Source organism: Sorangium sp. So ce296, assembly GCF_051529605.1.
In the GTDB taxonomy this organism is placed as follows: Bacteria; Myxococcota_A; Polyangia; order Polyangiales; family Polyangiaceae; genus Sorangium; species Sorangium cellulosum_D.
Genome location: NZ_CP150325.1, coordinates 1,580,603 through 1,604,951, shown reverse-complemented (window position 1 = coordinate 1,604,951; position 24,349 = coordinate 1,580,603). Strand labels below are relative to the sequence as shown.

General features: G+C 72.7%; 20 protein-coding genes. 14 read left to right on the top strand and 6 right to left on the bottom strand.

The window, feature by feature from the left end:
* The first annotated feature begins 178 nt into the window (after positions 1 to 178).
* Positions 179 to 850 carry a DUF2378 family protein gene (locus WME98_RS06065; protein WP_437332555.1) on the top strand — a complete coding sequence of 224 codons (672 nt, stop codon included), beginning with the start codon at positions 179 to 181 and terminating at the stop codon, positions 848 to 850.
* A 417-nt stretch (positions 851 to 1,267) separates the two neighbouring features.
* On the opposite strand, the gene WME98_RS06060 is transcribed toward WME98_RS06065, so the two are convergent.
* The 3 genes from WME98_RS06060 to WME98_RS06050 all read right to left on the bottom strand — a co-directional run bounded on the left by WME98_RS06060 (position 1,268) and on the right by WME98_RS06050 (position 4,317).
* On the bottom strand, positions 1,268 to 2,608 hold the full coding sequence (locus WME98_RS06060) for a PAS domain-containing protein (RefSeq protein WP_437950413.1): 1,341 nt from the start codon (positions 2,606 to 2,608) through the stop codon (positions 1,268 to 1,270).
* 200 nt (positions 2,609 to 2,808) lie between these two features.
* On the bottom strand, positions 2,809 to 3,582 hold the full coding sequence (locus WME98_RS06055; RefSeq protein WP_437950411.1) for a phosphoenolpyruvate--protein phosphotransferase: 774 nt from the start codon (positions 3,580 to 3,582) through the stop codon (positions 2,809 to 2,811).
* Positions 3,583 to 3,924: 342 nt separating this feature from the next.
* A complete protein-coding gene (locus WME98_RS06050; protein WP_437950409.1) occupies positions 3,925 to 4,317 on the bottom strand; it encodes an energy transducer TonB in 393 nt (130 codons plus the stop codon).
* Between the two features lie 385 nt (positions 4,318 to 4,702).
* On the opposite strand from WME98_RS06050, the gene WME98_RS06045 reads away from it, so the two are divergent.
* Both WME98_RS06045 and WME98_RS06040 read left to right on the top strand, forming a co-directional pair.
* The gene (locus tag WME98_RS06045) at positions 4,703 to 5,146 is read left to right on the top strand and encodes a gamma-glutamylcyclotransferase family protein (RefSeq protein ID WP_020738752.1); all 444 of its coding nucleotides are present in this window, start codon (positions 4,703 to 4,705) and stop codon (positions 5,144 to 5,146) included.
* Between the two features lie 176 nt (positions 5,147 to 5,322).
* Entirely contained in the window at positions 5,323 to 7,104 is a 1,782-nt protein-coding gene (locus WME98_RS06040; RefSeq protein ID WP_437950406.1) for an ATP-binding protein, read from the top strand.
* Between the two features lie 99 nt (positions 7,105 to 7,203).
* On the opposite strand, the gene WME98_RS06035 is transcribed toward WME98_RS06040, so the two are convergent.
* Positions 7,204 to 8,235 carry an isocitrate/isopropylmalate dehydrogenase family protein gene (locus tag WME98_RS06035; RefSeq protein ID WP_437950405.1) on the bottom strand — a complete coding sequence of 344 codons (1,032 nt, stop codon included), beginning with the start codon at positions 8,233 to 8,235 and terminating at the stop codon, positions 7,204 to 7,206.
* Between the two features lie 327 nt (positions 8,236 to 8,562).
* On the opposite strand from WME98_RS06035, the gene WME98_RS06030 reads away from it, so the two are divergent.
* Positions 8,563 to 9,618, top strand: coding sequence for a serine/threonine-protein kinase (locus tag WME98_RS06030; RefSeq protein WP_061627432.1), 1,056 nt, complete (start codon positions 8,563 to 8,565; stop codon positions 9,616 to 9,618).
* A 90-nt stretch (positions 9,619 to 9,708) separates the two neighbouring features.
* Here WME98_RS06030 and WME98_RS06025 read toward each other — a convergent pair whose 3' ends face one another.
* Positions 9,709 to 10,575 (bottom strand): oxygenase MpaB family protein, encoded by an 867-nt coding sequence (locus tag WME98_RS06025; protein WP_437950403.1) that lies wholly within the window; start codon positions 10,573 to 10,575, stop codon positions 9,709 to 9,711.
* A 338-nt stretch (positions 10,576 to 10,913) separates the two neighbouring features.
* Here WME98_RS06025 and WME98_RS06020 point away from each other — a divergent pair, with 338 nt between their 5' ends.
* The 10 genes from WME98_RS06020 to WME98_RS05975 all read left to right on the top strand — a co-directional run bounded on the left by WME98_RS06020 (position 10,914) and on the right by WME98_RS05975 (position 23,452).
* Positions 10,914 to 11,258, top strand: coding sequence for a sigma-70 domain-containing protein (locus tag WME98_RS06020; RefSeq protein WP_437950401.1), 345 nt, complete (start codon positions 10,914 to 10,916; stop codon positions 11,256 to 11,258).
* 227 nt (positions 11,259 to 11,485) lie between these two features.
* Complete coding sequence (hpf, locus tag WME98_RS06015; RefSeq protein WP_061627433.1) at positions 11,486 to 11,860, top strand: ribosome hibernation-promoting factor, HPF/YfiA family; 375 nt, start codon at positions 11,486 to 11,488, stop codon at positions 11,858 to 11,860.
* 572 nt (positions 11,861 to 12,432) lie between these two features.
* Positions 12,433 to 12,912: a PTS sugar transporter subunit IIA gene (locus WME98_RS06010; RefSeq protein ID WP_437934796.1), complete on the top strand. Its 480-nt coding sequence runs from the start codon at positions 12,433 to 12,435 to the stop codon at positions 12,910 to 12,912.
* Complete coding sequence (gene hprK / locus WME98_RS06005) at positions 12,909 to 14,201, top strand: HPr(Ser) kinase/phosphatase (protein ID WP_437950399.1); 1,293 nt, start codon at positions 12,909 to 12,911, stop codon at positions 14,199 to 14,201. The genes WME98_RS06010 and hprK overlap by 4 nt, the downstream gene beginning before the upstream one ends.
* Positions 14,198 to 15,259: an RNase adapter RapZ gene (gene rapZ, locus WME98_RS06000; protein WP_437950398.1), complete on the top strand. Its 1,062-nt coding sequence runs from the start codon at positions 14,198 to 14,200 to the stop codon at positions 15,257 to 15,259. Before hprK ends, rapZ begins: the two co-directional genes overlap by 4 nt.
* Entirely contained in the window at positions 15,256 to 15,540 is a 285-nt protein-coding gene (locus WME98_RS05995; protein ID WP_437950397.1) for an HPr family phosphocarrier protein, read from the top strand. Before rapZ ends, WME98_RS05995 begins: the two co-directional genes overlap by 4 nt.
* Positions 15,537 to 17,588 (top strand): phosphoenolpyruvate--protein phosphotransferase, encoded by a 2,052-nt coding sequence (gene ptsP / locus WME98_RS05990; protein WP_437950396.1) that lies wholly within the window; start codon positions 15,537 to 15,539, stop codon positions 17,586 to 17,588. The genes WME98_RS05995 and ptsP overlap by 4 nt, the downstream gene beginning before the upstream one ends.
* 121 nt (positions 17,589 to 17,709) lie before the next feature.
* Positions 17,710 to 20,001, top strand: coding sequence for a bifunctional metallophosphatase/5'-nucleotidase (locus WME98_RS05985; RefSeq protein WP_437950395.1), 2,292 nt, complete (start codon positions 17,710 to 17,712; stop codon positions 19,999 to 20,001).
* The gene (locus WME98_RS05980) at positions 19,998 to 21,443 is read left to right on the top strand and encodes a hypothetical protein (RefSeq protein WP_437950394.1); all 1,446 of its coding nucleotides are present in this window, start codon (positions 19,998 to 20,000) and stop codon (positions 21,441 to 21,443) included. The genes WME98_RS05985 and WME98_RS05980 overlap by 4 nt, the downstream gene beginning before the upstream one ends.
* A 71-nt stretch (positions 21,444 to 21,514) precedes the next feature.
* Entirely contained in the window at positions 21,515 to 23,452 is a 1,938-nt protein-coding gene (locus WME98_RS05975) for a hypothetical protein (protein ID WP_437950393.1), read from the top strand.
* A gap of 37 nt (positions 23,453 to 23,489) precedes the next feature.
* Here the strand turns inward: WME98_RS05975 and WME98_RS05970 are convergent, their stop codons facing one another.
* On the bottom strand, positions 23,490 to 24,296 hold the full coding sequence (locus WME98_RS05970; RefSeq protein ID WP_437950392.1) for a helix-turn-helix domain-containing protein: 807 nt from the start codon (positions 24,294 to 24,296) through the stop codon (positions 23,490 to 23,492).
* Between the last annotated feature and the right edge of the window lie 53 nt (positions 24,297 to 24,349).

The window sequence follows — 24,349 nt, the reverse complement described above, 5'->3', positions numbered from 1 at the left end:
GACTCGTTCCTGAATCGAGCGGCATGGCCATTGCAGCGTCGGGAGCGTTCCCTCCGCTGCGGTGGTTGCCGCAAGCGGCCCTGTTGAGATTTTTTTCGCCGCGAGCTCCCATATGAAAGAGGTCCGCAGCGACCACCGCCGGCAAGCCAACGAGACGCCGATTCCCAGGAGCGGTGTCATGCGCACCGTGCCTCGAAGCGTCATGCCGGCGAGCGCGCCGGCCGCCGAGGGGCCGCTCGTGGGGCCGAACGGTGCGTCCTTCGAGGTGCGTCCGTCCGATCCGCTCCTCGGCAACATCGACATCGACGCCGTGGTGGCGGCGGTCCCCGAGTTCTACGCGATGAAGGGGATGTTCTTCAACGCGCTGGCGGCGACGCTCGGGGAACGGTTCGCGCAGGTGGTGACGACGCTGTCCAGCCCGCCGCGGGGCGGGCTTTACCTGCCGTTCTCGGACTATCCGATGCGCGACTTCCTGCGCGTCTACGACGCCGCCGCCCGGCTCTCGCACCCGAACCGGAGCTCGCGCGAGGCCTACCGCCGCCTGGCGCGGCAGCAGGTCGCGGCGTTCCGGGAGAGCGCGCTCGGTCGGATCACGATGCACCTGGCGACCGACCCGGGCGCCGCGCTGATGCGCTACACGGGCAGCCTCGGCGCGCTCGTGAAGGGGCCGTCGGCCAGGGCGCGGCAGCTGGGGCCGTCGGAGGTGCAGATCGACATCGGCAGCTTCCGCGGGATGCTGGAATACCCGCTCGGGAATTTCGAGGCGCTCGTCATGGGATACGGGGCCAAGCCGACCATCGCCGTGGAGGTGCGAGGGCCGGACGCGCTGCAGTTCGTGGTCACCTGGTAGAGCCCGCGCGGGGGCCCGCGCCGGCGGGAGGGTCAGCGCGGCGGGGGCGGGTGGGCGCTCGGCCATCCGCCAAGACGGGCGGCGTGGGAGCTTGCGCTGAGAACACCGCCCGGCATGTCTCCCTTCGGGCCATGCCAGCTGGGACGTTATGTTGCGCGCCACACAAGGCGCGCCTGGAGCGCTGAGCCCTCGGGGACCTTATGGCACCTCGGTCGGTGCTCGCCGCGCCCACCCGCCCCCGCCGCGCTGACCCTCCCGCCGGCGCTACGGTGGTGTAAGGGGGGCGGTTCATCCGATCGCGGAGCGATCGGGGGCGAAGCGGCTCGCAGCGATGTCGTCGACACCGCACGACAGGACGAGCCGAGCCCGACACCGTCGAATCGGCGGTGGTCCGAGATACTGCGCTTTCGGACGGAGTCAACCTGCTTGTCGCGAACGCGCCGTGTGGCGGAGGGCGTACGCGATGCCGCTCTGCAAGGTGCCGAGCGTGGTGATGCCGGACAGATCCACGCCGAGCGTGACCAGCGTCTGCGCCACGTCCGGACCGACGCCGGTGAGCACCACGCGGGTGCCGAGCAGCTGGGCTGCGCGCGCGGTCCGCGTCAAGGCGTCCGCGACGTGCGTGTCGATCGCGCGTACACCCGTGACGTCCAGGATCGCGGTGTGGGCGCCGTGATTGCTGATGCCGGCGAGCAGCGTCTCCATGATCTGCGCCGCGCGCGCGGTGTCGATCGTCCCCACCAGCGTCATCGCCACCACCCGGTCGGCGATCGGGATGAGCGGCGTGGACAGCTCCCGTAGGGCGGCCTGCTGGGCGGCGATGATCTTCTCCTGCAGCGCGGCCCGTTCGGCCTCAGCGTGCCTCAGCGTCGTGGTGTTGGTGACGACGCCGCCGAGGCCGATCGGCTCGCCACGCCCGTCGAAGATGGGGAATTTGACCGTGGAGAAATGGATGCTCGTGTCGCCGAGCAGCAGGACCTCCTCGCACTGTATCGCCTTCCCCCCGGTAAGCACGTCGCGCTCCCTCGCCACGACCTCGTCCGTGGCCTCGGGGGCCAGGGGGCTCAAATCATGTTCCTTCTTGCCGATGACGTCGACGACGTGCCTCCGATAGACCTCCGCGTGAGCGCGGTTGGTGAAGACATATCGCCCGTCGATGTCCTTGATGAAGATGGAGTCGCGCGAGTGGTCCACCAGCTGAAGCAGCAGCTGAAGCCGCCCGAGCAGCGCGTGCTCCCTCCACGGCGCGGCGCCGGCGTCCTCCACGATCGCCGCGATCTCGCGGGCGGCGCCGTCGTCGTCGCGCAGCACCGCGTAGGTCCACCGGCAGAGGCGCGCCTGCCCGTCTTTCGTCCTGCCCTCGCTCGTGACCGAGGCGAACCGGTTCTCCGCCCAGTCGCGCATGAGCGCGCGCACCGCGTCCGGGGACACGGGATCTGCGGCCACGAGGTCGGAGAGCGCGCGACCGACGGCCTCGCCCCCGCCCCAGCCGAAGACGCGCTCGGCGCCATCGTTCCACCGCGTCACCGTGCCATCGGGGCGCCAGCGGATCTGCGCTGGCTCCGGCGCGAGCAGCCACGAGAGCGCGGCGAGCGCGGCGTGAGCGTCCTCGGTCGCCGCGCCGCGCGGCGCTGCTCCCTCGGCCGCAGGGCCGCTCGACCGCTCCGCGAGCGCCCTCTCCAGCTCCTGTACGCGCGCGTGCAGCTCCGTGATCTCCGCCCTGAGCCGCCCGGTCTCCCCCAGCTCGTCATCTGCCATTGCTAGTTGCTCGACTGTATGCGGAGCGTGCGCGAGTCCGCAAGGTCATCGCGGAGCACACGCGGATCGGGGCAAACCGAGCGTCCCCTGGCCCACAATGCCGACCGGCATCGACCCGAGCTTCTGCCGTACGAGGTCGTGTCGCCACGCGCGCGAGGACGACCCGCAGGACGGTGGATGTCAGCGGATCGAGAGGGCGCTCACATCGGCTCGGGCTCGTTGGGCTCGGCCTTCTTCCTGGCGCTGGCGGCGCGGGACCGCTGCTCGGCGCGCCGGGCTTCTTCCGCCGCGTCCTCGTACGGCGAGAGCAGCCGGTCGCGGAGGAGCGCGTGCGTCTCGTCCCGGTCGTCGTCGTACTCGGCGTGGACCTGGACCATGAGCGTGCCGTACGCCTCGTGCCACGCCTCCACCGCCTTGAGCGCCGGGTCGGCGCTCTTCGCCTCGGTGACGCCGAGCTTCTGACCGTACAGCTCGGTCCAGCGACGCAGCCGGCCCACCTCGGCCGAGAGCCCGAGTCGCTCCACCGCCGCCTTCACGTCCTTGCGCTCGAGCGCCTTGATCATCGCGCTCATGCGCACCCATTGCTGGGAATGGACGAGCCGGACGAAATCGATGCCCGCCGAGAGCACCTCGGAGCGCACCAGCAGGGCGTCGCCGCGGCGCGCCGCCTCGTCCTCGGTCAGCGGCAGGATGCCGTCATGATCGAACGCGCGCTCGATGGCGTCGAGCTGGCCGTTGAACGCGCCGATGCAGCGATCCGCGCCGCGGTCGATCGCGACCATCGAGGCGTCGGTGCCGCCGAGCGCCGCGATGACCTCGGTCGCCGCGATGACGGACTGGGCCGCCGCATCGACCTTGGCAGATAGCTTGATCTTCTTCGATTTCAACGCCTCCCGGTGAGCGGTGAGCTTGGTTCCTGCAATGATACACCCGCTCGGCGTGAGCCGGCGGGCGAGAAATGCGGATTTGGTCATCCAGCCGGGGTATCGCCGTCTCCGTGTCTCGACAAGCGCACAGCACGTCTGCGGCGCGGGGGGGCACGCCGACGGCCAAGGCGCGTCCCTCCACCGCGGGCTGCACGCCAGCGGCGGTCCCCCCACCGTGGGCTGCACGCCGGCGGCGGTCCCCCCACCGTGGGCTGCACGCCGGCGGCGGTCCCCCCACCGTGGGCTGCACGCCGGCGGCGGTCCCCCCACCGTGGGCTGCACGCCGGCGGCGGTCCCCCCACCGTGGGCTGCACGCCGGCGGCGGTCCCTCCACCGCGGGCTTGCACGCCGAGGTGGTGCCCCACGGCAGCTCACGCTGCGGGCGACGGATTATCGAGCGGTCAAGGGCTGCGGCTTCTTGACGTAGCGGACGGTGATTGGCGGCGTCCAGCCAGGGATCGGCGATCCATACCGGTCTTTCATCGGCACGTAACGTTTCGTCATTGCGCACTCGGCTGCGGCCGATCCGAAGCCGTGGCCAGAGTCCTGCAGGACCATGGCCTGTCGGGGAGAGCCGTCGAGCTCGACGTAAACCCTCACGACAGCGGTGCCCTCGTCGATGGCGTTCTTTTCTGCCTCCTCGGGAAAACCACACGCCCACGTTCCACGGCGCGCCGGAAGCTCGCGCGCTGCGTCCTGCTGCGCGGCACCCGGCATCGCGGCCGTCGTGGCCTCGCATGCGGTCGCGGTCCATAGGGGCAGGAGCAGAAGCGTCGCGATCACGCGGCTGGGGCGTTCCATCAGGAGACGATATCACCGAGCGACTGCGGTGGTGTCGCCGCGCTGTCTCGCGCGACAATCGCGTGGGCGCCTCGTCCCACGGCGAGGTGGGTCGTGGCGAAGATCGACGCACGCGAGGCGCGCTTCTGCCCACGCGCAGACGGGACGGCCATAAGGCCACCGATCCATCTCCCCTCATCGCTGCACCGACCCCTCGTCCGAGCGCCACACCCGAGTCGCAGCTCCCCCGGAACACAGGTGCAACGTTCCCATGGCGCTGCAGCTCCCCCGCGCGCCGCCCGCGCCCTCCCGGCCGACCTTGCGCCCGCCCCCGCCCTTTGCGAGGGTCTCTGCCGGGCCGCCGAGCCCGTCGCGAGGACCACGCCCGATGACCACCAGCGAGATCGCGCTCTTCGTCTACGACAACCTCATGAAGGGCGAGGACCAGCACGAGTGGCTCGCGGCAGCCCGCCCGCTCGGGGCGGCGACCACGACCCCCCAGTACGCGCTCGTCGACCTGGGCACGAGCGGCGCCCTCGTCGAGGGCGGGCTCGTCGCCGTGACCGGCGAGCTCTACGCCATCGCGCCCGCCGCGCTCGCCGCGCTCGACGTGCACCGGGGCCACCCGATCCTGCACCGGCGCGCCGCCGTGCGCCTCGCCGACGGCCGGGAAGCCCAGGCCTACCTCCTCTCGATGGAACAGGCCGCAGGGTGCCGCCGCGTCCGCGAGGGCGACTGGCGGAAGCGCCGCGGCGCGCCCGGCGCCGCGCGAACCCGGGACAACAGCCCGCTCGTGAGCTGGGCAAAACGCCGCTTCGATCCCTCCCGCTGACCGGCCGCCGGCGGCGCGCGCCGCACACCCCCGCTCGCCCGTCCGCGCAGCTCACCCGCTCAGTCTGCACGCTCGTTCGCTCGCGCCGGCCTCACCGCCCCATCGCTTCGACGTGCCATCCGCTCGAGCGGCACCGCCCGCCCTCCACAGGTGCTAGGCAAAAGACGGAGGGACGCATGACGACGATCTCGGCGCATGACCGGGTCCCGGGCATCCACGGAGAGCCTGCTGCGGCCGCCGCCCCGCTCGCGGACGCCATCGTCGCGGCGTCCGCCGCGCTCTCCGGGAAGCGCGATCCGCGGCAGATCCACGACACCATCGTCGAGCAGGCTGCCCGGCTGCTCGGCGCCGACCTCTCGCTCCTCCACGACGCGCGCGCGCCCGCAGACGGCGTGCGCGCGATCCGCTTGCTCGCCTCCTCCGGCGTGCCGGGCGCGCTCCATGGGGCGCTCGGCGATCTCACGAGCACCCCGTCCCTCGCCCTGCGCGCCGCGGAGAGCCGCCGCATCGAGCACGCGGCGGCGGACGACGCCGCCCTCGAGCGCTTCGCCGACGTGCGCGCGATCGCGACCTGCCTGGAGGTCGGCTGGGTGCTGGCCGCCCCGCTGCTCGCCGCCGAGCGGCCGCTCGGCGTCCTCACCTGCGCGTTCGGCGGCCGCAGCGCGCCCGCGGCGGAGCTCCTCCCGCGCGTCCAGGCCCTCGTCGCGCTGTTCGCCCTCGCGCTCGCCTCCGCCGAGCGCGAGGGCGAACCGCGCGACGAGCGAGAGCCCGGCCGCGCGCCCGTCGCCGCAGCCGCGGGCGCAGGGGCGGCGGAGGCGGAGCCGCGCGCCGAGGCGCTCCTCCGCGACGCCCAGGCCGCGCTCCACGAGGCGAACGCCCGCCTCGCGGCGGAGCAGCAGTGGCTGCGCAGCATCATCGCGGACTTCCCCGTCGCGATCGCCGTCTTCGACGAGCGCGGCGGCCGCTCGCTCCTCGCGAGCCGCCGCTGCGAGCAGCTCTGCGACGGCCCGCACCCCCTCGCGACGCCCAGGTCCGCCGGGCGCGCGCTCCTCTGCGCGCCCGGCGGTCGGCCCCTCCTGCACCACGAGATGCCCCTCGTCCGCGCCGCGCGCGGCCAGGGAATGACCTGCGAGGAGCTGTGGTTCCGGAGGAGCGACGGGAGCCACATCCCCGTCGTGGTGAGCGCCGGCCCCGTCCGCGACGACCATGGCACCATCCTCGGCGCCATCGCCAGCTACGAGGACGTCACCCACTTCATCGAGCGCGAGCGGCTCCGCGAGGAGTGGCTCTCCATCGTGGCGCACGACCTCAGGCAGCCGCTCACCGCGATCACCGCGTGCGCGGGCATGCTGTCGCGGCGATCCGAGGCCGCCGACATCCGGGGCTGGAGCCGGAAGATCCTGGCCAGCGTCCAGCGCATCGAGCGGATGGCCGAGGACCTGCTCGACGCCTCCAAGCTCGAGGCGCGCCGCTTCTCCCTCGACCGGCAGCCGATGGACCTCTGCGCCCAGCTCCGCGCCGCCGTCGATCTCGCCAACATGGAGCGGCCGGAGCGCGCCGTCGTGCTCGCCGCCGACGAGGGCGTGCCGCTCGTCCACGCGGACGCGGCCCGCGTCGACCAGGTGGTCGGAAACCTCCTCCTCAACGCCGCCAAGTACGGCGACCCGAGCGCGCCGACCCGGGTGACGCTCTCGCGCCGCGAGGCCGAGGTGGAGGTCGCGATCGAGAACCGCGGGCCGGGCATCCACCCGGACGAGCTGCCGAAGCTCTTCCAGCGCTTCCAGCGGCTCACGTCAGGCCCGTCCAGGAGGAACCTGCCCGGCACGGGCCTCGGGCTCTACATCTGCAAGGGCATCATCGAGGCGCACGGCGGCCGCATCTGGGCGCGGAGCGAGCCGGACGAGACCACGTCGTTCCACTTCACGCTCCCGCTCTCCGAGGCGCCCCAGCGCGGCTGATCCCGCGCCCGCGGCGCGCCGGCGGCGACCTCCGCCGCGCCCGCGGCGCGCCGGCGGCGACCTCCGCCGCGCCTGCTCACGCGAGGTCCCGAGCGCCGCTCAGCCGTTCTTGATGCGCGCCACGATGGCGTCGGTGAGCGCCTTCGTGTCCGCCTTGCCGCCGAGATCGCGGGTGCGCACCCCGTCGACGTTCAGCGCGCCGTCGATGCCGGCGCGCAGGCGCTCGGCGAGATCCCGGCGGCCGACGTGGTCGAGCATCATCGCGGCGGCGAGCATGAGCGCGATCGGGTTCGCCACGCCCTTGCCGGCGATGTCCGGCGCCGAGCCGTGCACCGCCTCGAAGATGGCGGCGTTCTGGCCGATGTTGGCCCCGGGCGCCATGCCGAGGCCGCCGACGAGGCCCGCGATCTCGTCCGAGAGGATGTCGCCGAACAGGTTCGTCGTGACGATGACGTCGAACTGCCACGGGTTCAGGACGAGCTGCATCGCGCACGCGTCCACGATGCGCTCGTCGGTCGCCACGCGGCCCTCGAAGGCCTTGCTCACGTCGCGCGACGTCTCGAGGAAGATGCCGGTGAGCGCCTTCATGATGTTGGCCTTGTGGACGATCGTGACCTTCTTGCGGCCGTTCTTCTCGGCGTAGTCGTAGGCGAACTCGGCGATGCGGCGCGAGCCGACCCGGGTGTTCACGCCGGAGCCGATCGCCACCGCGTGCTCGTCGCTGCCGATCGGGATGTAGTGCTCGAAGCCCACGTAGAGGCCCTCGAGGTTCTCCCGCACGAGCACGATGTCGATGTTCTCGTAACGGCCGCCCGGGATCAGCGTGCGCGCGGGCCGCACGTTCGCGAAGAGCTTGAACTCCTGCCGCAGGCGCACGTTCGAGGAGCGGTATCCGCCGCCGATCGGCGTCTCGAGCGGCCCCTTCAGCGCGAGCTGCGTGCGGTGGATGCTGTCGAGCGTGGCCCGGGGCAGGGGATCGCCGGACTCCTTGACGCCGGCCATGCCGGCCACGCACGTCTCCCATTCGAAAGGCGCGCCGAGCGCGTCGAGGGCGCGCAGCGTCGCCTCCACGATCTCGGGGCCGATACCATCGCCGGGGATGAGGGTCGCAGGATGCTTCTGTGAGGTCACGGGCTCTGTCTCTCGGGCTCGGGGTGGTTCGCGTCCGTCCAGGAAAGTTGCACGCATAGTCGAGGTCAGCGCCGCGATCTACCTCCCGGGACGGTAGATCGCGGCCTCGACGAAGCGCGCGCCGCGCGTCCCGTCGTCATCGTCGTCACCGCCGTCACCGTCACGCTCCACATGTTTCAATTGTTTCATGCGCTCCGCGCTGGTCCGCGTGGGTCCGTGTCGCTCCGCGTGCGTCCGTTTTGTTTCATGTTGGTTTACGCACGATTGCTCGCCGGGGCGCATGTCCCTTGAGGATCCCCGCCCGCGCCGCCATCATGTCGCGCGCCCATGATCTGCCCGCGCTGCCACCGCGGCTACGCCGACCGTTCGTACGCGTTCTGCCCTGACGACGGCGCGCGCCTGGTCCAGTCCCTGTCGGCCGCGCAGCCCGCGCAGCCGACGCGGCAGTTCGGCGCCGTCCTCGAGGATCGGTACGTGATCCAGGGCTTCATCGGCGCCGGCGGGATGTCGCGCGTGTACCTCGCGGTGGACAGCCACACGAAGGAGCAGGTCGCGGTCAAGATCCTGAACCGCAACTTCGCCGCGGACCGGACCCAGCGCGAGCGGTTCCTCCGCGAGCTCGAGGTGGCGGCCGAGCTCGGGCACCCCAACATCATCCGGGTCCTCGACGCGGGCGAGCGCAAGGACGGGTCTCCGTTCATCGTGCTCGAGCTCCTCACCGGCGAGTCGCTCGGCGCCCTGCTCCGCCGCGAGGTGGCCGTGAGCGAGGCCGTCGCGCTGCCGCTGATACGTCAGGCGGCGTCGGCGCTCGCCGCCGCGCACGCGGCCGGGATCGTCCACCGCGACGTGAAGCCGGACAACATGTTCCTCGTCCGCTCCTCGAGCGGCCCGCGCGTGCTCAAGATGATGGATTTCGGCTTCGCCAAGGTGAGATCGGGCCCGGTGACCGCGGCCGGCCTGGTGCTCGGCACCGTCCCCTACATGGCCCCGGAGCAGGCCCTCGCCGATCCGGTCGACGGCCGCACCGACGTCTACGCGCTCGGGGTCACGATGTTCCGCATGCTCGCCGGCCAGCTGCCCTTCTCCTCGCCGGACGACGTGGTGGTCGTCGCCCAGCACGCCTGCGCCCCGGCGCCCCGGCTGAGCGCGATCCGCCCCGGCATCGACCGGCGCCTCGAGGCGCTGGTCGCCACCGCGCTCCGCAAGCTGCCCGGCAACCGCTTCGACTCGATGCAATCGCTCCTGGAGGACGTCGAGCGCATCCTCGGCGCCCGCCCCGGCGCTCCGATCGGCGCGCCGCTCCGGAAATCCCCCGACGTCTACGAGCCGGTGAACCCGGCGGCGCGCGAGGCGCTCAAGTTCCTGCGGCGCCAGCTGCCCTGAAGGGCACGCGGTGTCCCCGAGGGCGCGCGCCGCGATCGACGCGCGCCGCGATCGACGCGCGCCGCGATCCGCGATCGACGCGCGCCGAGGTCAGCGCGCGCCGAGGTCCTCGATGCGGTAGCCGTCCGGGTACGTGCGGCTCTTCATCTTGGTGAGCAGGTGCGGCGAGCGCCGGCGCGGCATCGCGCGCAGGAGCGGGCCACGCGCGCGGAGCGCCGCCTCCGCGACGCGGCGCAGCGCCGGCGGCGGCCGCGGCAGCCCGAGCGCGTCGAGCAGGGGGTCGTCGAGGATCGCGTGGATGACCTGCGCCCCGAGCGGCCACAGGGCCTTCGGCAGCATCCAGCCGAGCATGAGGTCGCGCGCCGCGACGGCGAGCCTGCGGTTGTCTTCCGAGAATCGCAGGTGCTCCGCCTCGTACTCGACGGTGAAGCGCTCGTACGCCTCGTAGCTCGGCGGGATGTCGCGGATGTTCATGAGCGTCCCGACCTGCTTCCAGTAGTGGTACGCCGCGAGCTTCTCTTTCTCGAGCAGCGGCCGCCAGGCGAAGCGCTCGTTCCAGCGGATGGGCTCGAAGATGAACGTCGACAGCGTGTACACGTACTCGTCGTTCGGGATGGTGTAGCGCCTGTGCTGCTGGTTCATGCGCCGCAGCGCCGCCCGGCCGCGCTCGCTGTCGTACCCGTTCTCCAGCATCTCCGAGAGGATGAGGACCGTGTCGTCGTAGCGCTTCTGGGTCCGCTGCAGGAGCTCCCCTGTCTGCACCAGGAGCGGCGTGCTCTTCGCGATGCCGAAGACGCGGAGCAGCGCGAGCTCGAGGGCGCGGTGCGTGTCCCACGGAAAATCATAGCAGGTCGAGAGAAACGCGATCTCCTGATGATCCTGGACCGGATCGAGGTTCGCCTCGATATGGTCGCGGATCGCATAACGCGATCGCGATTTGGGAGGAGCCCAGCGCATAGAGAGATCTCCTGAGTTGTATCCGGTCGATGACGGCCCGGTATCTATCATACCTCCTCGAATCCTCGCGGAAACGTCGTTGAGCCGGTGCGGACGCCAACACCGATGAGCCGACGCCGACGAGACGAGGTGAGGACGGACGCCGGGCGCGGCGTCCTCGACGGGGGGACGAGGCGGCCCGCGCGCCGGCGAGCCGGTGGTTCAGGGCTCCCGCGCGACCGGGCCGCAGCGGCTGCGCGGGGGACGGGCTCGGGACGTCCGGCCGGCCCCGCGCCGAAGGCCATGCGCCGGGGCGAGGCGCGCGTGCGCGGTCTGCGCGAAGGTGGCACCCTAGCTCCGTGCGGCCTGTCATCGACGACATGATCCAGGAGCTCCTTACTCGCCATCGGTCGACCGGCCGGGTGGACCTCAACGACATCGCCGACGTCATCGACCGCCGGCCGGTGTCGTACGAGGAGGTGGAGCACATCATCGACCAGCTCGAGTCCGAGGGGCTCCGGGTGGCCGAGCCGCTCGACGCGGGCGACGTCGAGGTGCTCCGCGCCGTCCTCGCGAGCGCGAGGCGGCTCGCGGCCGAGCTTGGGCGCACACCCACGATCGGCGAGATCGCGCTGGCCTCTGGCCATGCCCCGCACACGGTGCGCCGGGCCCTGGAACAAGCGGGGCGCGCCAAGACTTGTTGAAGAGGACGCACGCAGGCCGCGCCGGACACAGCGCAGCGCGGCAAGACGCGGGAGAGGCGGCAAGACGCGGCACAGAGCCAGACCGAAAGGGAGGCAAACAAAACGAAGGAGCTGCGCCGTTGAGGGCAGACCGGAGCTCTACGTCAGTGTTATTATCGAGATGGAGGGGAGCTCTGTATCCGTAGTCGATTGTTTCCTCTACGCGTCAGGGAAGGAAGGCTGGCCCGATGAACATCACGATCACGTTCCGGCACATGGTGGGTACCGAGGCCGTCAAAAAATACGCTCACGAGAAGGTCGCCAAGCTCCAGAAATTTCTTCGGCAGGCGATGACGGCGCAGGTGACCCTCTCCGTAGAGGGGCTGATGCACGTCGCCGACGTCCGCATCTCCTCCGGCAGCCTGGCGTTCCAGGCCACCGAGCGGGGGGAGGACATGTACGCGTCGATCGACACGGTCCACGACAAGCTGGAACGGCAGATCCGCGATGGAAAGGGGAGCACGATCGCGCGGAAGCGCGGCGGGACGAGCGCCGGCGAGTACGCCGCCGAGGTGGAGCGGGAAGCGGTGGCAGCCGCAGCCGCCGGACGCGGTCGATCCTGAGCCGCCGCGCTCCGCCGCCGGGGCGGCGGAGCGCGCCCGATCCGAGCCGCCGCGCGCGCCATGAGGTGGCGCGGCGGCGCGGCGGCGCGGCGAAATGAGGCCTGAGCCGCCGCGCTCGCCGTCGCGGCGGCGGCCTCCCGCGGGGAGGTGATGGCCCAATTTGCCCCGGAGCGATTCCCATGAAGGCGGGAAGGCGGGAAGATCATTGATCTTTTCTTCCCGCCTTCCCGCCTTCATGTTCAAATCCGGCCACCGCCCGCGGGGAGCTGCGCGCCCGCCGCGGCGGCGGTTGCCTGCCGCGGGTGAGCCTCCACGTTCGCCGTCGTGGCGGCGGCCTCCCGCGGGGAGCTGCGCGCACGCGGGCGACCCGCCCGAGGCGCTTGCTGCCCGCGCCGCGGCGCGAAGATCGCTCCCTCCAGGGACGCCGGCCGCGATAGCGTCCTTGAGTCGCGTACCCGAGGTCCCCAGGGTACGATGGCACGTCGGTGCGCCTGGCCCTGGCCGAGCGCCGCGCCGCCCGTACCCGTGCGCCACAAAAGAGCCCTCTCACCTCGCCGAGCGCCGAAATCAGCATGCAAGTCTGCGACATCTTGACCGCGCACCAGGTATCCGTCGCCAGCGAGCAGGAGGGGGTCGTCCGCTCCAAGGCGGACGCGCTCCGCCGGCTCGCCGCCCTGCTCGCGACAGGACAGCAGGGGGTCAAGAGCGAGGACATCGAGCGGGTGCTCGCCGAGCGCGAGCGCCTGCAGTCCACCGGCGTCGGCAGCGGCGTGGCCATCCCCCACGGCGCCATGGAGGGCGTCGATCGGCTGATCGGCGCCGTCCTGCTCTGCCCGAAGCCGATCGACTTCGACGCGATCGACGGGGCGCCGGTGTCCATCCTCGTCGCCGTGATCGGGCCGAAGCGGGCCACCGGGGAGCACCTGAAGACGCTCGCGCGCATCTCCCGCCTCCTGCGGGACGAGGCGTTCAGAAGGCGGCTGCTCGGCGCCTCGACCGGGCGGGCGGCGTTCGAGCTCATCGCCGCCGAGGAAGGGAGGTCGGTGTCATGAGCAGCTCGCGCGGCAGTACACAGGAAGGCGAAGGGGGCGGCCGGGTGCCCCCCGCGACCGGCGCGGGGCGGCTCGAGCGCCCCGCCCTCACGGTGCGGAGCCTCATGGCCGACGACGGGCTCGGCATCGAGCTCACGCTGATCGCCGGCGCCGCGGGCCTCGACCGGCCCATCATGAACACCCGCATCCAGAAGTCGGGGCTCGCGCTCGTCGGCCACTTCCACGGCATCGTCCCGACGCGGGTGCAGATCCTCGGGCAGACCGAGCTCTCGTTCCTCCACAAGCTCTCCCGCGAGGACCGGCTCCTGTCGCTGCGCGGCTTCTTCGAGCTCGGCCTGTGCTGCGTCATCCTCACGCAGGGCGACCAGCCGTTCGACGTGAACGGCTCCGGCGTCGGCTTCGTCCCCGTGCCGGAGCTCGCGCAGTGCGCCGAGGAGAGCGGGACGCCGCTCCTCGTCTCGGCGGTGCGGTCGAGCGTCACGATCACCGCCCTGCACGCGCTGCTCGACGACCGGCTGGCGCCGCGCATCCGCCTGCACGGCGTGCTCGTCGACGTCTTCGGCGTGGGCCTCTTGCTCATGGGGTCGAGCGCGATCGGCAAGAGCGAGTGCGCCCTCGACCTCGTGATGCGCGGCCACCGGCTCGTGGCCGACGACGCCGTCGAGTGCGACTACCGCCCGCCCGGCATGGTGTTCGGCGCGCCGGCCGAGCTCCTCCGGTACCACCTCGAGGTGCGCGGCCTCGGCATCCTCAACGTGAAGGACCTCTTCGGCGTCACCTCGATCCGCGAGCGCAAGCGGATCGACGTCGTGGTGAAGCTTGTCGAGTGGTCGAAGGACACCGAGTACGACCGGCTCGGGCTCGACGAGCGGTACCACACCATCCTCGGCGTGAAGATCCGGGAGCTCGTCATCCCGGTGCGCCCCGGCCGCGACATGGCGTCGATCCTCGAGGTCGCCGCCCGCAACGAGCTCCTGAAGAACGCCGGGTTCCACGCGGCGCGCGAGTTCTTCGGCAACGTCGAGGGCGAGCTGCTCCGGGAGCGCCCGGCCGAGGAGTCGTCGGTCCCGCCGCCGGTGCGGCTCGCGGAGGAGGGCGCCCCGCGCGGCGCGCCGCCGCACGGCCCGCCCCGCCCGCCGCGGCCCGGCCACGGCGTGGAGGTGCAGAGCCCGCCGAGCAGCGCCTTCCGGCAGCCCGTGGAGCGGGGGAGGCCGCCGGAGCGGCCCGGCACCGGGTTCGTCGCCACGGAGTCGTCCGTGAGCCTGCCGCGGCCGAGGAGGCGAGGGTGAGCGGCGCGCCCGACCCGCTGCCGCCCGTCCAGCCGCCGTCCGACGGCGCGACGGCGCGCGTCGTCGTCGTCACGGGCCTGTCGGGCGCCGGCAAGTCGACGGCGCTCCACGCCCTGGAGGATCTCGGCTTCTTCTGCGTCGACAACCTGCCCACCTCGCTCGTCCGGCCCGCGGTCGAGGCGTGCGAGGCGGGCGGGATCAACCGGATCGGGCTCGGCATCGACGTCCGCGTCGGCTCGTTCCTCGCGGGGGCCACGGCGGCGCTCGACTCGATCCGGGTCGGCCGCGACGTGGTGATCCTCTTCCTCGACGCCTCGGACGAGACGCTGCTCCGGCGCTTCAGCGAGACCCGGCGGCCGCACCCGCTGACGACCGGCGGCAGCGGCGCCATCGCGATGCTCGACGGCGTGCTCCTCGAGCGCGAGCGGCTCGCGTCGCTGCGGGCCAGGGCGACCATCGAGCTCGACACGACGCGGCTGTCGACGCACGACCTGCGCCGCGCCGTCCTCGAGCGGCTGCGCCCGGCCAAGGTCGATCTGCCCCGGATGTCCACCCGGTTCATCTCGTTCGGCTACAAGTACGGCATTCCGCTCGACGCCGATCTGCTCTTCGACGTCCGCTTCCTCGACAACCCGTATTTCGTCCACGGCCTGCGCGAGCTGACGGGCAACGACGAGCCGGTGCGGGAGTACATCCTGAAGAACGCGGACGCCCTCGAGTTCATCAGCAAGACCGAGCAGCTGCTCTCGTTCTGCATGCCGCGCTACGCCGACGAGGGGAAGAGCTACCTCACGATCGGCATCGGGTGCACCGGGGGCCGGCACCGCTCCGTCGTGCTCACCAACGTGCTCAGCGACAGCCTGCGGCGGAAGACGGGCCTCCCGATCACGGTCGTGCACCGGGACGTCGCCCGGGCGAGCAGTAGTATAGTACCCTCCGGGGCGGGTGAGGGCATGGCGGGGACGCCCAGCGTGGATTTCCGGCGGCTGCAGCCGGGGGCGGCCGCAGCGGAGTCGCGCCCGCCGACGGACAAGAGCGTGACGGGGGGCGAGCGGTGACGATCGAGGGGGTGACGAGGCGGTTCACCATCATCAACGTGCGCGGGCTGCACGCGCGCGCCGCGACGAAGCTGGTGCAGCTCGCGGGCCGCTACGACTGCGACATCTCGCTGACCGGGCCGGACGGGCAGTCGGCCAACGCGAAGAGCGTGATGGGCGTGCTCCTGCTCTGCGGCTCGATGGGCACCCAGATCGAGGTCCACGCGACCGGCGATCAGGCCGGCGAGGCGGTCTCCGCCATCGGCGAGCTGATCGCCTCACGCTTCGGAGAGAACGAGTGACGCCCGGCCGGGGGGCGCTCTCCGCGGAGGCTCCGGGCGATCACGCCGTCCCGGCGGACGCCGCCCGCGGCGACGCGATGGCGCCCGGCGCGCGGGGCGACCCGGCGGCGCCCGGCGCCCGCGGCGATTCGGGGGCGCCCGGCGCCCGCGGCGATTCGGGGGCGCCCGGCGCCCGCGGCGACTCGATGCCGCCAGGCGCCCGGACCGAGACGCTGCGGGGCATCTCCGGATCGCCCGGGGTCGCCATCGGCGCCGCCGTCGTGATCGGCGGGCACAGGACGGATCACCCGCGCCGCCGCGTCAGCTCCAGCGAGATCGGGGCAGAGCTCGAGCGCTTCGAGACCGCGGTCGAGCGCGCGCAGGACGAGCTCCGCGACATGGCGAAGCGCCTCGGCGACCACCGCGCCGAGGCGTCGATCCTCGAAGCGTACCTCCTGATGCTCGGCGACGAGGCGCTCGCCGACGCCGTGAGGCGCCAGGTCACCGAGGAGCGGCGCTGCGCCGAGTGGGCCGTCGCGGCCGCGTGCGAGGCGATCGCCGGCCGCTTCGCCGCCCTCGACGACCCGTACCTGCGCGAGCGCAGCCACGACGTCATGTTCGTCGGCGAGCGCCTGCTGCGCGCCTTCACCCTCCCGCCCCAGGAGCCGCCGTCCTCGCGCGACACCGGGCCGCTCTCCACCCGCAGCCTCATCGAGCTCCAGAACTCGATCGCCATGCCGGCGACGTTCGGCGCGGCGCTGCCGCGCTTCTCCGGGCCGACCATCCTCATCGCGCACGACCTCTCGCCGGCCGACACCGCGGCCATGGTCGACGAGCCGGTCGTCGGCTTCGTCACCGAGGTCGGCACCCGCACGAGCCACACCTCCATCATGGCCCGCGCGCTGGAGATCCCGGCCGTGGTCGGCGTCAGCGACGTGCTCCAGCGCGTGATCACGGGCGACGTCGTCGTGATCGACGGCCTGCGCGGCACGGTCGTCGTCCGGCCCGGGCCCGTCGAGCTCGCGGAGGCGCGCGCCCGCGCCGAGCGCCACGTCGCGCTCGCCAAGGAGCTCTCGGAGTCCAGGCACCGCGCGGCCGAGTCGAAGGACGGGGTGAAGGTGTCGCTCCGGGCCAACGTCGAGCTCCCGGCCGAGGCGATCCTCGCGCGCGACCAGGGCGCCGACGGCATCGGCCTCTACCGGACCGAGTTCCTCTACATCGACCGCACGTCCCCGCCCTCGGAGGACCAGCAGTTCGAGATCTTCCGCGCCGTCGTCGAGGCGCTCCGCCCGAAGCCGGTCACCCTGCGCACCTTCGACATCGGCGGCGACAAGTTCGTCTCCACCTTCCAGGTGCCGCCGGAGATGAACCCGATGCTCGGCCTCCGCGCCGTCCGGCTCGCGCTCTCGCGCCCCGACGTCTTCCTCGAGCACCTCCGCGCCATGGTGCGCGCCTCCGCTTACGGCGACGTGCGGATCATGATCCCCATGGTCGCCGGCCTCGGCGAGCTCCGGCAGGTGCGCGAGATGCTCCGCCGCGCGCAGGAGCAGGTGCGCGCCCGCGGCCAGCCCTGCGCCGACGAGATCCCGCTCGGCGTGATGATCGAGGTGCCCGCGGCCGCGATCATGGTCGACCATTTCGCGCGCGAGGCCGCGTTCCTCAGCCTGGGGACGAACGACCTCATCCAGTACGCGCTCGCGGTGGACCGGACCAGCCGCTCGCTCGCGTACCTGGCCTCGCCCTTCGACCCGTCGATCCTCCGGCTGATCACCAAGGTGATCCAGGCGGGCCAGGAGTACGGCCGCCCGGTCTCGCTCTGCGGCGCCATGGCGAGCGACCCGCTCGCCGCGCTGCTCCTGCTCGGCCTCGGCCTCCGCGACTTCTCGATGGAGGCGGCGGCGATCCCGGAGATCAAGGAGACGCTCCGGCGCGTGACGGTCGCCGAGGCCGAGGCGGTGGCGGCGGAGGCGCTCGCCTGCGCCACGGCCGAGGAGGTCGAGTGCTGCGTCGCCGCGGCGTTCGCGCCGGGCCTCTACGACCTGCTCACCGGAGAGCGCGAGGCGCGGTGACCGGCCTGCGCTCGGGAGAGCGCGGCGCGCGGTGACCCGCGCCGCAGGTCGACGGACTCGCCGTCTTCACCTCCTTTTCGCTTGAGCTCGCGGGGAGGGCTTCCTAGCGTGAAGCCGCTTCATGAAGTCCCGTAAAGCCATGGGCGCGGCGCCGGGGGCGACGACGCGGCCCCCCGAGGCTCCCCTCTCACCGGCGCGCGGCGCGGCGGCGCGCTCGTCCGCGGCGCCGGCCGCGTCGCGCGTGACGCACGCGACGCGCGCGCTCGCTGTCGGCGCGGCGGCGCTCGGCCTGTGCGCGGCGGGCTGCGAGCAGGAGCAGCCGCCCACGCGGCTCGTGGGCCAGGCGCACCTGACCCTGCTCCACACGTCGGACATCCACTCGCGGCTCTTCCCGTACAACCTGCAGCTCGGCCAGGTCGACGCGGGCCTCGGCCTCGGCGAGGCGACCTCCATCGCCAACGTCGGCGGCGCCGCGCGCATGTCCCATATCATCGGCCGCGAGCGCGCGCGCTCGTCGCGCGTGCTGCACCTCGACGGCGGCGACTGCTTCCAGGGGGCGCCGATCTTCAACTTCTACTCGGGCGAGGCGGAGATCCGCACCCTCGGCGCGATGGGCGTCGACGCGATGATCGTCGCCAACCACGAGTTCGATCGCGGCGCGCTGAACCTCGGCGTGCAGCTCCAGCAGAACGCGGGCTTCCCCATCCTCGCGGCGAACTACCTCCTCGAGGACCCCGCGCAGCCCGGCGCCTCGCCGCTCGGCGCGATCCTGCAGCCGTTCACGGTCTTCGACCTCGAGGGCCTGCGCGTGGGCGTCGTCGGGATGGGCAACCTCTCCAGCCTGACGTCGATCTTCGAGGCGCCGAACCGGCTCGGCGTCACGCCGCTGAACACCACCGAGGTCGCGCAGTTCTACGTCGATCTGCTCCGCCCCACCGTGGACGTCGTCGTCTTCGTCACCCACCTCGGGCTCGACGTCGACGAGCGGATGATCGAGACCACGACGGGCATCGACGTCGTCCTCGGCGGGCACAACCACATCGTGCTCCAGCCGCCGAAGCGCGTCCGCGACTGCTCGCGGTACTACGACGAGGCGGAGCAGCGCCACTACATCCTCCTGAACGACGAGCGCTCCCCGGAGGCGGGCGAGAAGCGCCGGCGCTACTGCACGCCGCGCGACGTGGTCCTCGCGCACTCCGGCGCGTTCGCGAAGTTCGTCGGCCGCCTCGACCTCGTGCTGTCCAAGGATCCCTCGGAGCTCGGCGCCGACTACGACCCGCTGAACGGCTACGAGGTGCTCTCGAACCGGTACGAGCTCTTCCCGGTGACCGAGAGCGTGCCGGCGGACCCGATCGTCGCCTCGGTGCTCGAGCCGTACGCGCAGGGGCTCGACGCGCTCGCGAACCTCGACCTCCTGGTCGGCTACGCGCTCGACGGCTCGCGCCGCGTCTCCACGAGCGGCGGCGACTCGCCGCTCGGCAACCTGATCGCCGCGGCGATGTGGCTGCGCCTCGGCATCCAGACCGACTTCGCCCTCACCAACACGACGGGCATCCGCGCCGACCTCGTGCCCGGCCCGGTGACCGTCGAGCAGATGTTCAACATCTTCCCCTTCGACAACTCGATCTCGAAGATGCAGCTCTCCGGCCTCGAGGTGCAGGACCTGTTCGACTTCGTGGCGCGCCGCTCGAGCGGCCGCGGGTGCGTGTCGCAGGCGCAGATCGCGGGCGCGCGGGTCGTCATCGACTGCGCCGCGCGCGCCTCCGAGGGCGCCGCGCCCGGCGTGGCGACCCACGTCTACATCGGCGCGCACGACCCGCCGATCGCGTGCCCGAACGGCGACGCCGACTGCCCGGGCGGCCTCACCGGCAGCTGCGACGTCGAGGCGAACCGGTGCTGGCAGCCGATCGACCCGATCGCCACCTACGAGCTCGCGACGTCGAACTACCTCGCCCAGGGCGGCAGCGGGTTCCGCGTGCTCCAGCGCAACACGACCCAGTTCGACACCCAGGTGCAGCAGCGCGACGCGCTCATCGACTACATCCGCGCCGGCCGCCCGTGCGGCGCGGACGACCGCGGCGAGCTCGCGTCGTGCCAGCGGGACGCCGACTGCGCCGGCGTGGGCGAGGGCTACGTCTGCGCGTGCCCCGAGTCGGTCGTCGAGGGCCCGGTGTGCAAGACCGGCGGCGCGCCGTGCGCCGAGGGCGCGTGCGTGCTCGCGCGCTGCCGCGACGACGTCGCCGCCTACCAGCGCGACGTCTGCGCCAGGGCGCCGACCCCGGAGCTGCGGCAGCAGTGCGAGAGCGCGCTCGCCCCGTGCAGCGCCGCCGGCGAGCAGTGCAAGTACCTCGCGTGCGTCGACCGGCGGCTCGGCAACTTCTCCGACGGCCGCCTGCGGATGGTGGGCCAGTGACGCCGCGGGCGCGGCTCCAGGCGGCCCTCCTCGCCGCGGCGCTCGCCGGGTGCGGCAGCGACGCCGGCCCGCCGCGGGGCGTCTCGAGCTTCTGGGTCCAGATCGTGGAGGTGAACGGGGCGGCGCCGCCCTCCGCCGAGGCGCCCCTCCCGGCCAACCGCGGCGACTCGGTGGACGCCTGGTCGTTCCGGATCGAGGCGCGCGACCCCGCCGGTCGCCGCGCGCCGTTCGACGGCATGGTCCGGCTCAGCGTCGAGCCCGGGGCCGTGGTCGACGTCGCGGCCGACGAGGCGGACCTCGCGGTCGGCCGCAACGTCCGCCTTCGCGGCGGCGTCGCGACCGGCGTGGTCCACGTGACGGCCGTCTACGGGCCCGCCCGGCTCTGGGCCGAGGACGTCGGTTACGCGCCCGCGCCCCGGGGCGGCCTGCCCGCGTGCGCCAACGGCGAGAACGACGACGCGCCGGGCGACGTGCTGATCGACTTCCCCGCCGACCCCGGGTGCGCGTTCGCCGACGACGACAGCGAGGAGGGCGGCACCTTCAGCGCCGGCGCGTCGAAGCCCGTCGCCTACGCCCTGCCGCGCGTCGCCGACGTCCAGGGGGGCGGCTCGGCGACGCCGTACGCGTTCGAGGGGATCCAGATCGACACCGCCGCGCCCCAGGAGGTCGTCGTCACGCGCGTCGCGAGCGACGGCTTCTACGTCACCGATCTGACCGGCCAGGACGGCGGGTACAACCACCTCTTCGCGTACAACTTCAACACCCCCGCCAACATGCGGGTCTGCGATCGGCTCCAGTACCTCGCCGGCACCGTGAACGAGTTCTTCGGCTTCACCGAGCTCTCGTTCCCGTCCTACGAGATCGCGCCGTTCCACGAGGGAGAGCCGTGCCCGGTCCCGGAGCCCGCGGTCCTCGACGCGCGGACGATCGCCGACCCCTCGGCCATGGAGCGCCTCGAGAGCGGGCTCGTGCGCGTCGAGGGCGTCCACATCAGCAAGAATTTCGGCCCGAAGCCCGCGCGGAACAACGTCTTCGCCCCGGAGCAGTCGAGCTGCGACCTCAACGGCGACGGCCAGGTCGACTTCGAGAGCCGGACCGAGGGGAGCTGCGCGAACGCGTGCTCGCGCGACCCCGAGTGCAGCGAGTGGACGAGCTACTCCGCGCGCGGCAACTACAAGGTCACGGACGGGTCGAGCATGATCCAGATCCAGACGGGCACGGTGAGCGCCTTCGATCCGACGTCCCACCGGGGCCGCGCGCTCGAGGCCGTGACGGGCACGCTCCGGAACTTCTCGGGCGGCTCGCTGAACTGGACGATCGAGGCCCGCTGCCCGGACGATCTCGTCTGCGAGGCGCCCGGCTGCGCGCCGGCCGCGAAGCCCTCGACGGAGGCCTGCGTGCGGCTGCGCAGCCTCAACGACAACGACGCGGAGACCAACTAGCCGCCGCCTCCCCCTCGCGGCCGCGCCGCGCCCTCGGATCCCCCAGGCCCCAAGGAAGCCCACCGCCCGCCATGCACCGAAGCGCGCTCCTCGCCCCCGCCGTTTCCGCGGCCCTGCTGCTCACCCTCGCCCCGCCGGCGCTGGGCCAGCCCCAGCCGGCCCCCGGTCAGGCCCCGCCGGCGCCCGCCGCGCCCGCCCAGACCCCCGACGCGCCCGCGGCGGCGCCCGCGCCGCCGGCCGACATCCCCCCCGCGCCGACTCCGGGGCCCGCCGCCCCGGTCCAGACCCCCGGCGCGCTGGGCCCGGAGCCCGCGGCGCCGCCGCCCGCCGCCGCGGCGCCGCCCGCCGCGGCGCTGCCCGCCGCGGCGCTGCCCGCCGGCGCCCTCCCGGCCCCCGGCGCCCTGCCGCCGGCGGCCGAGGCCGGGGCCGCGACCGCGCTGCCGCGGGTCGAGCCCCGCGTGACGATCCCGGCCGAGGAGCCGCCGGTCCGGGTCGGCGACGCCATGGACACGCGCCTCACCTGGACGTTCGGCGACGACGACGTGCTCCACGACACCGGCCAGGCGCAGCCGATCTCGCCGAACGTGAGCATCGGCGATCGCAAGCAATACCGGCTCTTCTTCGACAACCTCAACTCCCGCTTCAGCGGGCGCGAGAACCTGACGCACCTCGCGCTCTACAAGAAGATGCCGGGGTTCATCGAGGGGCTGGACACCGAGGCTTCGCTCGTCCTCCGCATCGACCTCGCCTCGCTGTCCAGGAACAGCAACAACGTCAATCAGGCGCTCTACGACGCAGGCTCGTTCATCCGCGCCTTCTATCACACGGACGGCAAGCCCGACGGCAAGACGGGGCTCGGCGTCACGCTCTGGCCCCTCGACACCGACCGGTTCCGCCTCGGCTACCTCTACGACATCTCGTGGGGCGGCACGAACGCGTCGATCAACCAATCGATCTTCCCGCGCATCATCGGCACCGCGCCCGGCGCGAAGGTGCAGTTCGACGCCGAGCGGTTCAGCGTCTTCGCCGGGTTCAAGGTCGCGAGCCTCACGCAGCTCCAGCGGGTGCTCACCCCCGGCACCAGCGAGGTCGAGGAGATCCGCATCGCGCAGACGAACTACGGCTTTCTCCTCGGCGGCGGCGTCGATCTCCACCCCTACGTGCACGCCGACCTCGGCGCCGGCTACTTCCAGCAGGGCAGGTTCGACTGGCCCGACGTCGCGGGCGAGCCGGTCTACACGTACGGCGCCTCGGCCCGCGTCGTCGCGCACACGAAGGGCGAGCCCATCCCGCAGTCGGTCGACTTCCTGCTCTACCGCAACGACCCGGACCGGCCGCAGGTCATCTTCAAGCCCGAGGCCTACACGCCGGGCAAGACCACCTGGGCCGTGAGCCTCGAGGCGTCGAACCTCTACCAGAACCTCAAGGACTTCGAGTCCGCGGGCGTGACCACCCGCCAGGCGGCCCGCGCCGGCGCCCTCCAGGCGGTCCTCAAGTCGGGGTACGCGCGCGCGAGCGTCACCGGCATCTACCGCGATCTGCCGTTCGTGCTGCGCAACCAGCCGAGCTTCATCCCCTTCCAGAGCATCCCGGAGACCCGCGGCGCATCGACCGACGACGAGCTGTTCTTCGCCCTGGCGGCCGACTACTACATCGCGCCGGCGCGGCTCACCCCCGGCATCGGCGCGGGCCTCCAGCTCCCCGCCACCTTCAAGACGACGTCGTTCGACCTCTACAGCGCGCCGATCGCGCGCACCGTGGTCGTGCGCGAGCAGGGCAACCTGTCCATCCTCCCCTACGACCGGTCCGCCGTGCCCATCTTCCAGGCCCGCGTCAGCCTCAAGTGGGACATCAGCCGGATCCTCTCCGCGGTCGCGTGGGTCCAGTACGTGCGCGACAACAACGGCACCTTCATGGAGCGCGACCCCTCCGAGGGCACGCTCGCCCTGCGCACCTTCGTGAACCCCGACTTCGTCGGCGGCGGCGTCAGCGCCCAGGCCCGCTTCTGAGGGTCGCGCGGGCGCCGCGCGCCCCCGCGGCCCGCGCTCACCGCGGCTGGAACCCCTTGAACGCCGCCAGGGCCCGCTGCGTGCTGCTCACGGTCTCGACGATGCGGAAGCCCCCGCGGAGGTAGAACCCCTCGAAGTGCAGCACGCTCTCGCCCTCGGCCGGCTCGATCTCCCAGTACCGCGAGAGGTCCCGCGACGTGCCGAGGACGGCGATCCGCCGCCACCCGCTCGGGATCATCCCCGTCCACTCCGGGCCGCGCTTCTCCGTCAGCTCGAAGTCGTCGCGGCTGTGCTTCACCCGGAAGCTCGCGTCCGGGCCCGAGCCGATGCGCGCGTCGAGCGGGCCGCCGGGCGGCCCCTTCGCGTCCTGGTCCTGCCGGCGCGGCCCGCGCTTGCTCACCCGGTAGCTCGCGACCGAGTGCGGATCGAGGTAGTAGGTGCCGCCCTCCTTGTTCGCGCGCAGCCGCCCCGCGTAGATCGCCTGGCGCACCGCGCTCTCGGAGATGCCGAGCTGCTGCGCGGCCTCCGGCACCGTCATCGTGTAGCGCGTCCGCGGCGTGGCCACCGCCGACTCGGGCGGCAGCCGCTTGCGCGCCAGGCAGTCGAGCATCACGTGGAATGCCGGATCGCGGTACACGTCGGCCGTCGCCACGCTCCGCCCCGCGACGGCGGTCTTGTCCAGCAGCGGGTTCTCCGGACCGAGGACGAGATCGGTCAGGTCGGCCTCGGACACGGCGGGATCCCGGGCCGCCGCCAGCACCCGGCACAGGAAGGTGCCGAGCTCGCCGACCGGCGTCGCGAACTCGACCGTCTCGCCGGACAGCAGCGTGTATTGCGTCTTCATCTCGCCTCTTCGCAGCTCGTCGTGTGCGCTCTCCAGCACCGCGCGCCGCGCGC

Excerpts from the sequence above, each read along its gene's own strand:
- WME98_RS06065 (WP_437332555.1), top strand. The coding sequence starts at position 179 with ATGCGCACCGTGCCTCGAAGCGTCATGCCGGCGAGCGCGCCGGCCGCC.
- WME98_RS06060 (WP_437950413.1), bottom strand. The coding sequence starts at position 2,608 with ATGGCAGATGACGAGCTGGGGGAGACCGGGCGGCTCAGGGCGGAGATC.
- WME98_RS06055 (WP_437950411.1), bottom strand. The coding sequence starts at position 3,582 with ATGACCAAATCCGCATTTCTCGCCCGCCGGCTCACGCCGAGCGGGTGT.
- WME98_RS06045 (WP_020738752.1), top strand. The coding sequence starts at position 4,703 with ATGACCACCAGCGAGATCGCGCTCTTCGTCTACGACAACCTCATGAAG.
- WME98_RS06040 (WP_437950406.1), top strand. The coding sequence starts at position 5,323 with ATGACGACGATCTCGGCGCATGACCGGGTCCCGGGCATCCACGGAGAG.
- WME98_RS06030 (WP_061627432.1), top strand. The coding sequence starts at position 8,563 with ATGATCTGCCCGCGCTGCCACCGCGGCTACGCCGACCGTTCGTACGCG.
- WME98_RS06025 (WP_437950403.1), bottom strand. The coding sequence starts at position 10,575 with ATGCGCTGGGCTCCTCCCAAATCGCGATCGCGTTATGCGATCCGCGAC.
- hpf (WP_061627433.1), top strand. The coding sequence starts at position 11,486 with ATGAACATCACGATCACGTTCCGGCACATGGTGGGTACCGAGGCCGTC.
- WME98_RS06010 (WP_437934796.1), top strand. The coding sequence starts at position 12,433 with ATGCAAGTCTGCGACATCTTGACCGCGCACCAGGTATCCGTCGCCAGC.
- hprK (WP_437950399.1), top strand. The coding sequence starts at position 12,909 with ATGAGCAGCTCGCGCGGCAGTACACAGGAAGGCGAAGGGGGCGGCCGG.
- WME98_RS05985 (WP_437950395.1), top strand. The coding sequence starts at position 17,710 with ATGAAGTCCCGTAAAGCCATGGGCGCGGCGCCGGGGGCGACGACGCGG.
- WME98_RS05975 (WP_437950393.1), top strand. The coding sequence starts at position 21,515 with ATGCACCGAAGCGCGCTCCTCGCCCCCGCCGTTTCCGCGGCCCTGCTG.
- WME98_RS05970 (WP_437950392.1), bottom strand. The coding sequence starts at position 24,296 with ATGAAGACGCAATACACGCTGCTGTCCGGCGAGACGGTCGAGTTCGCG.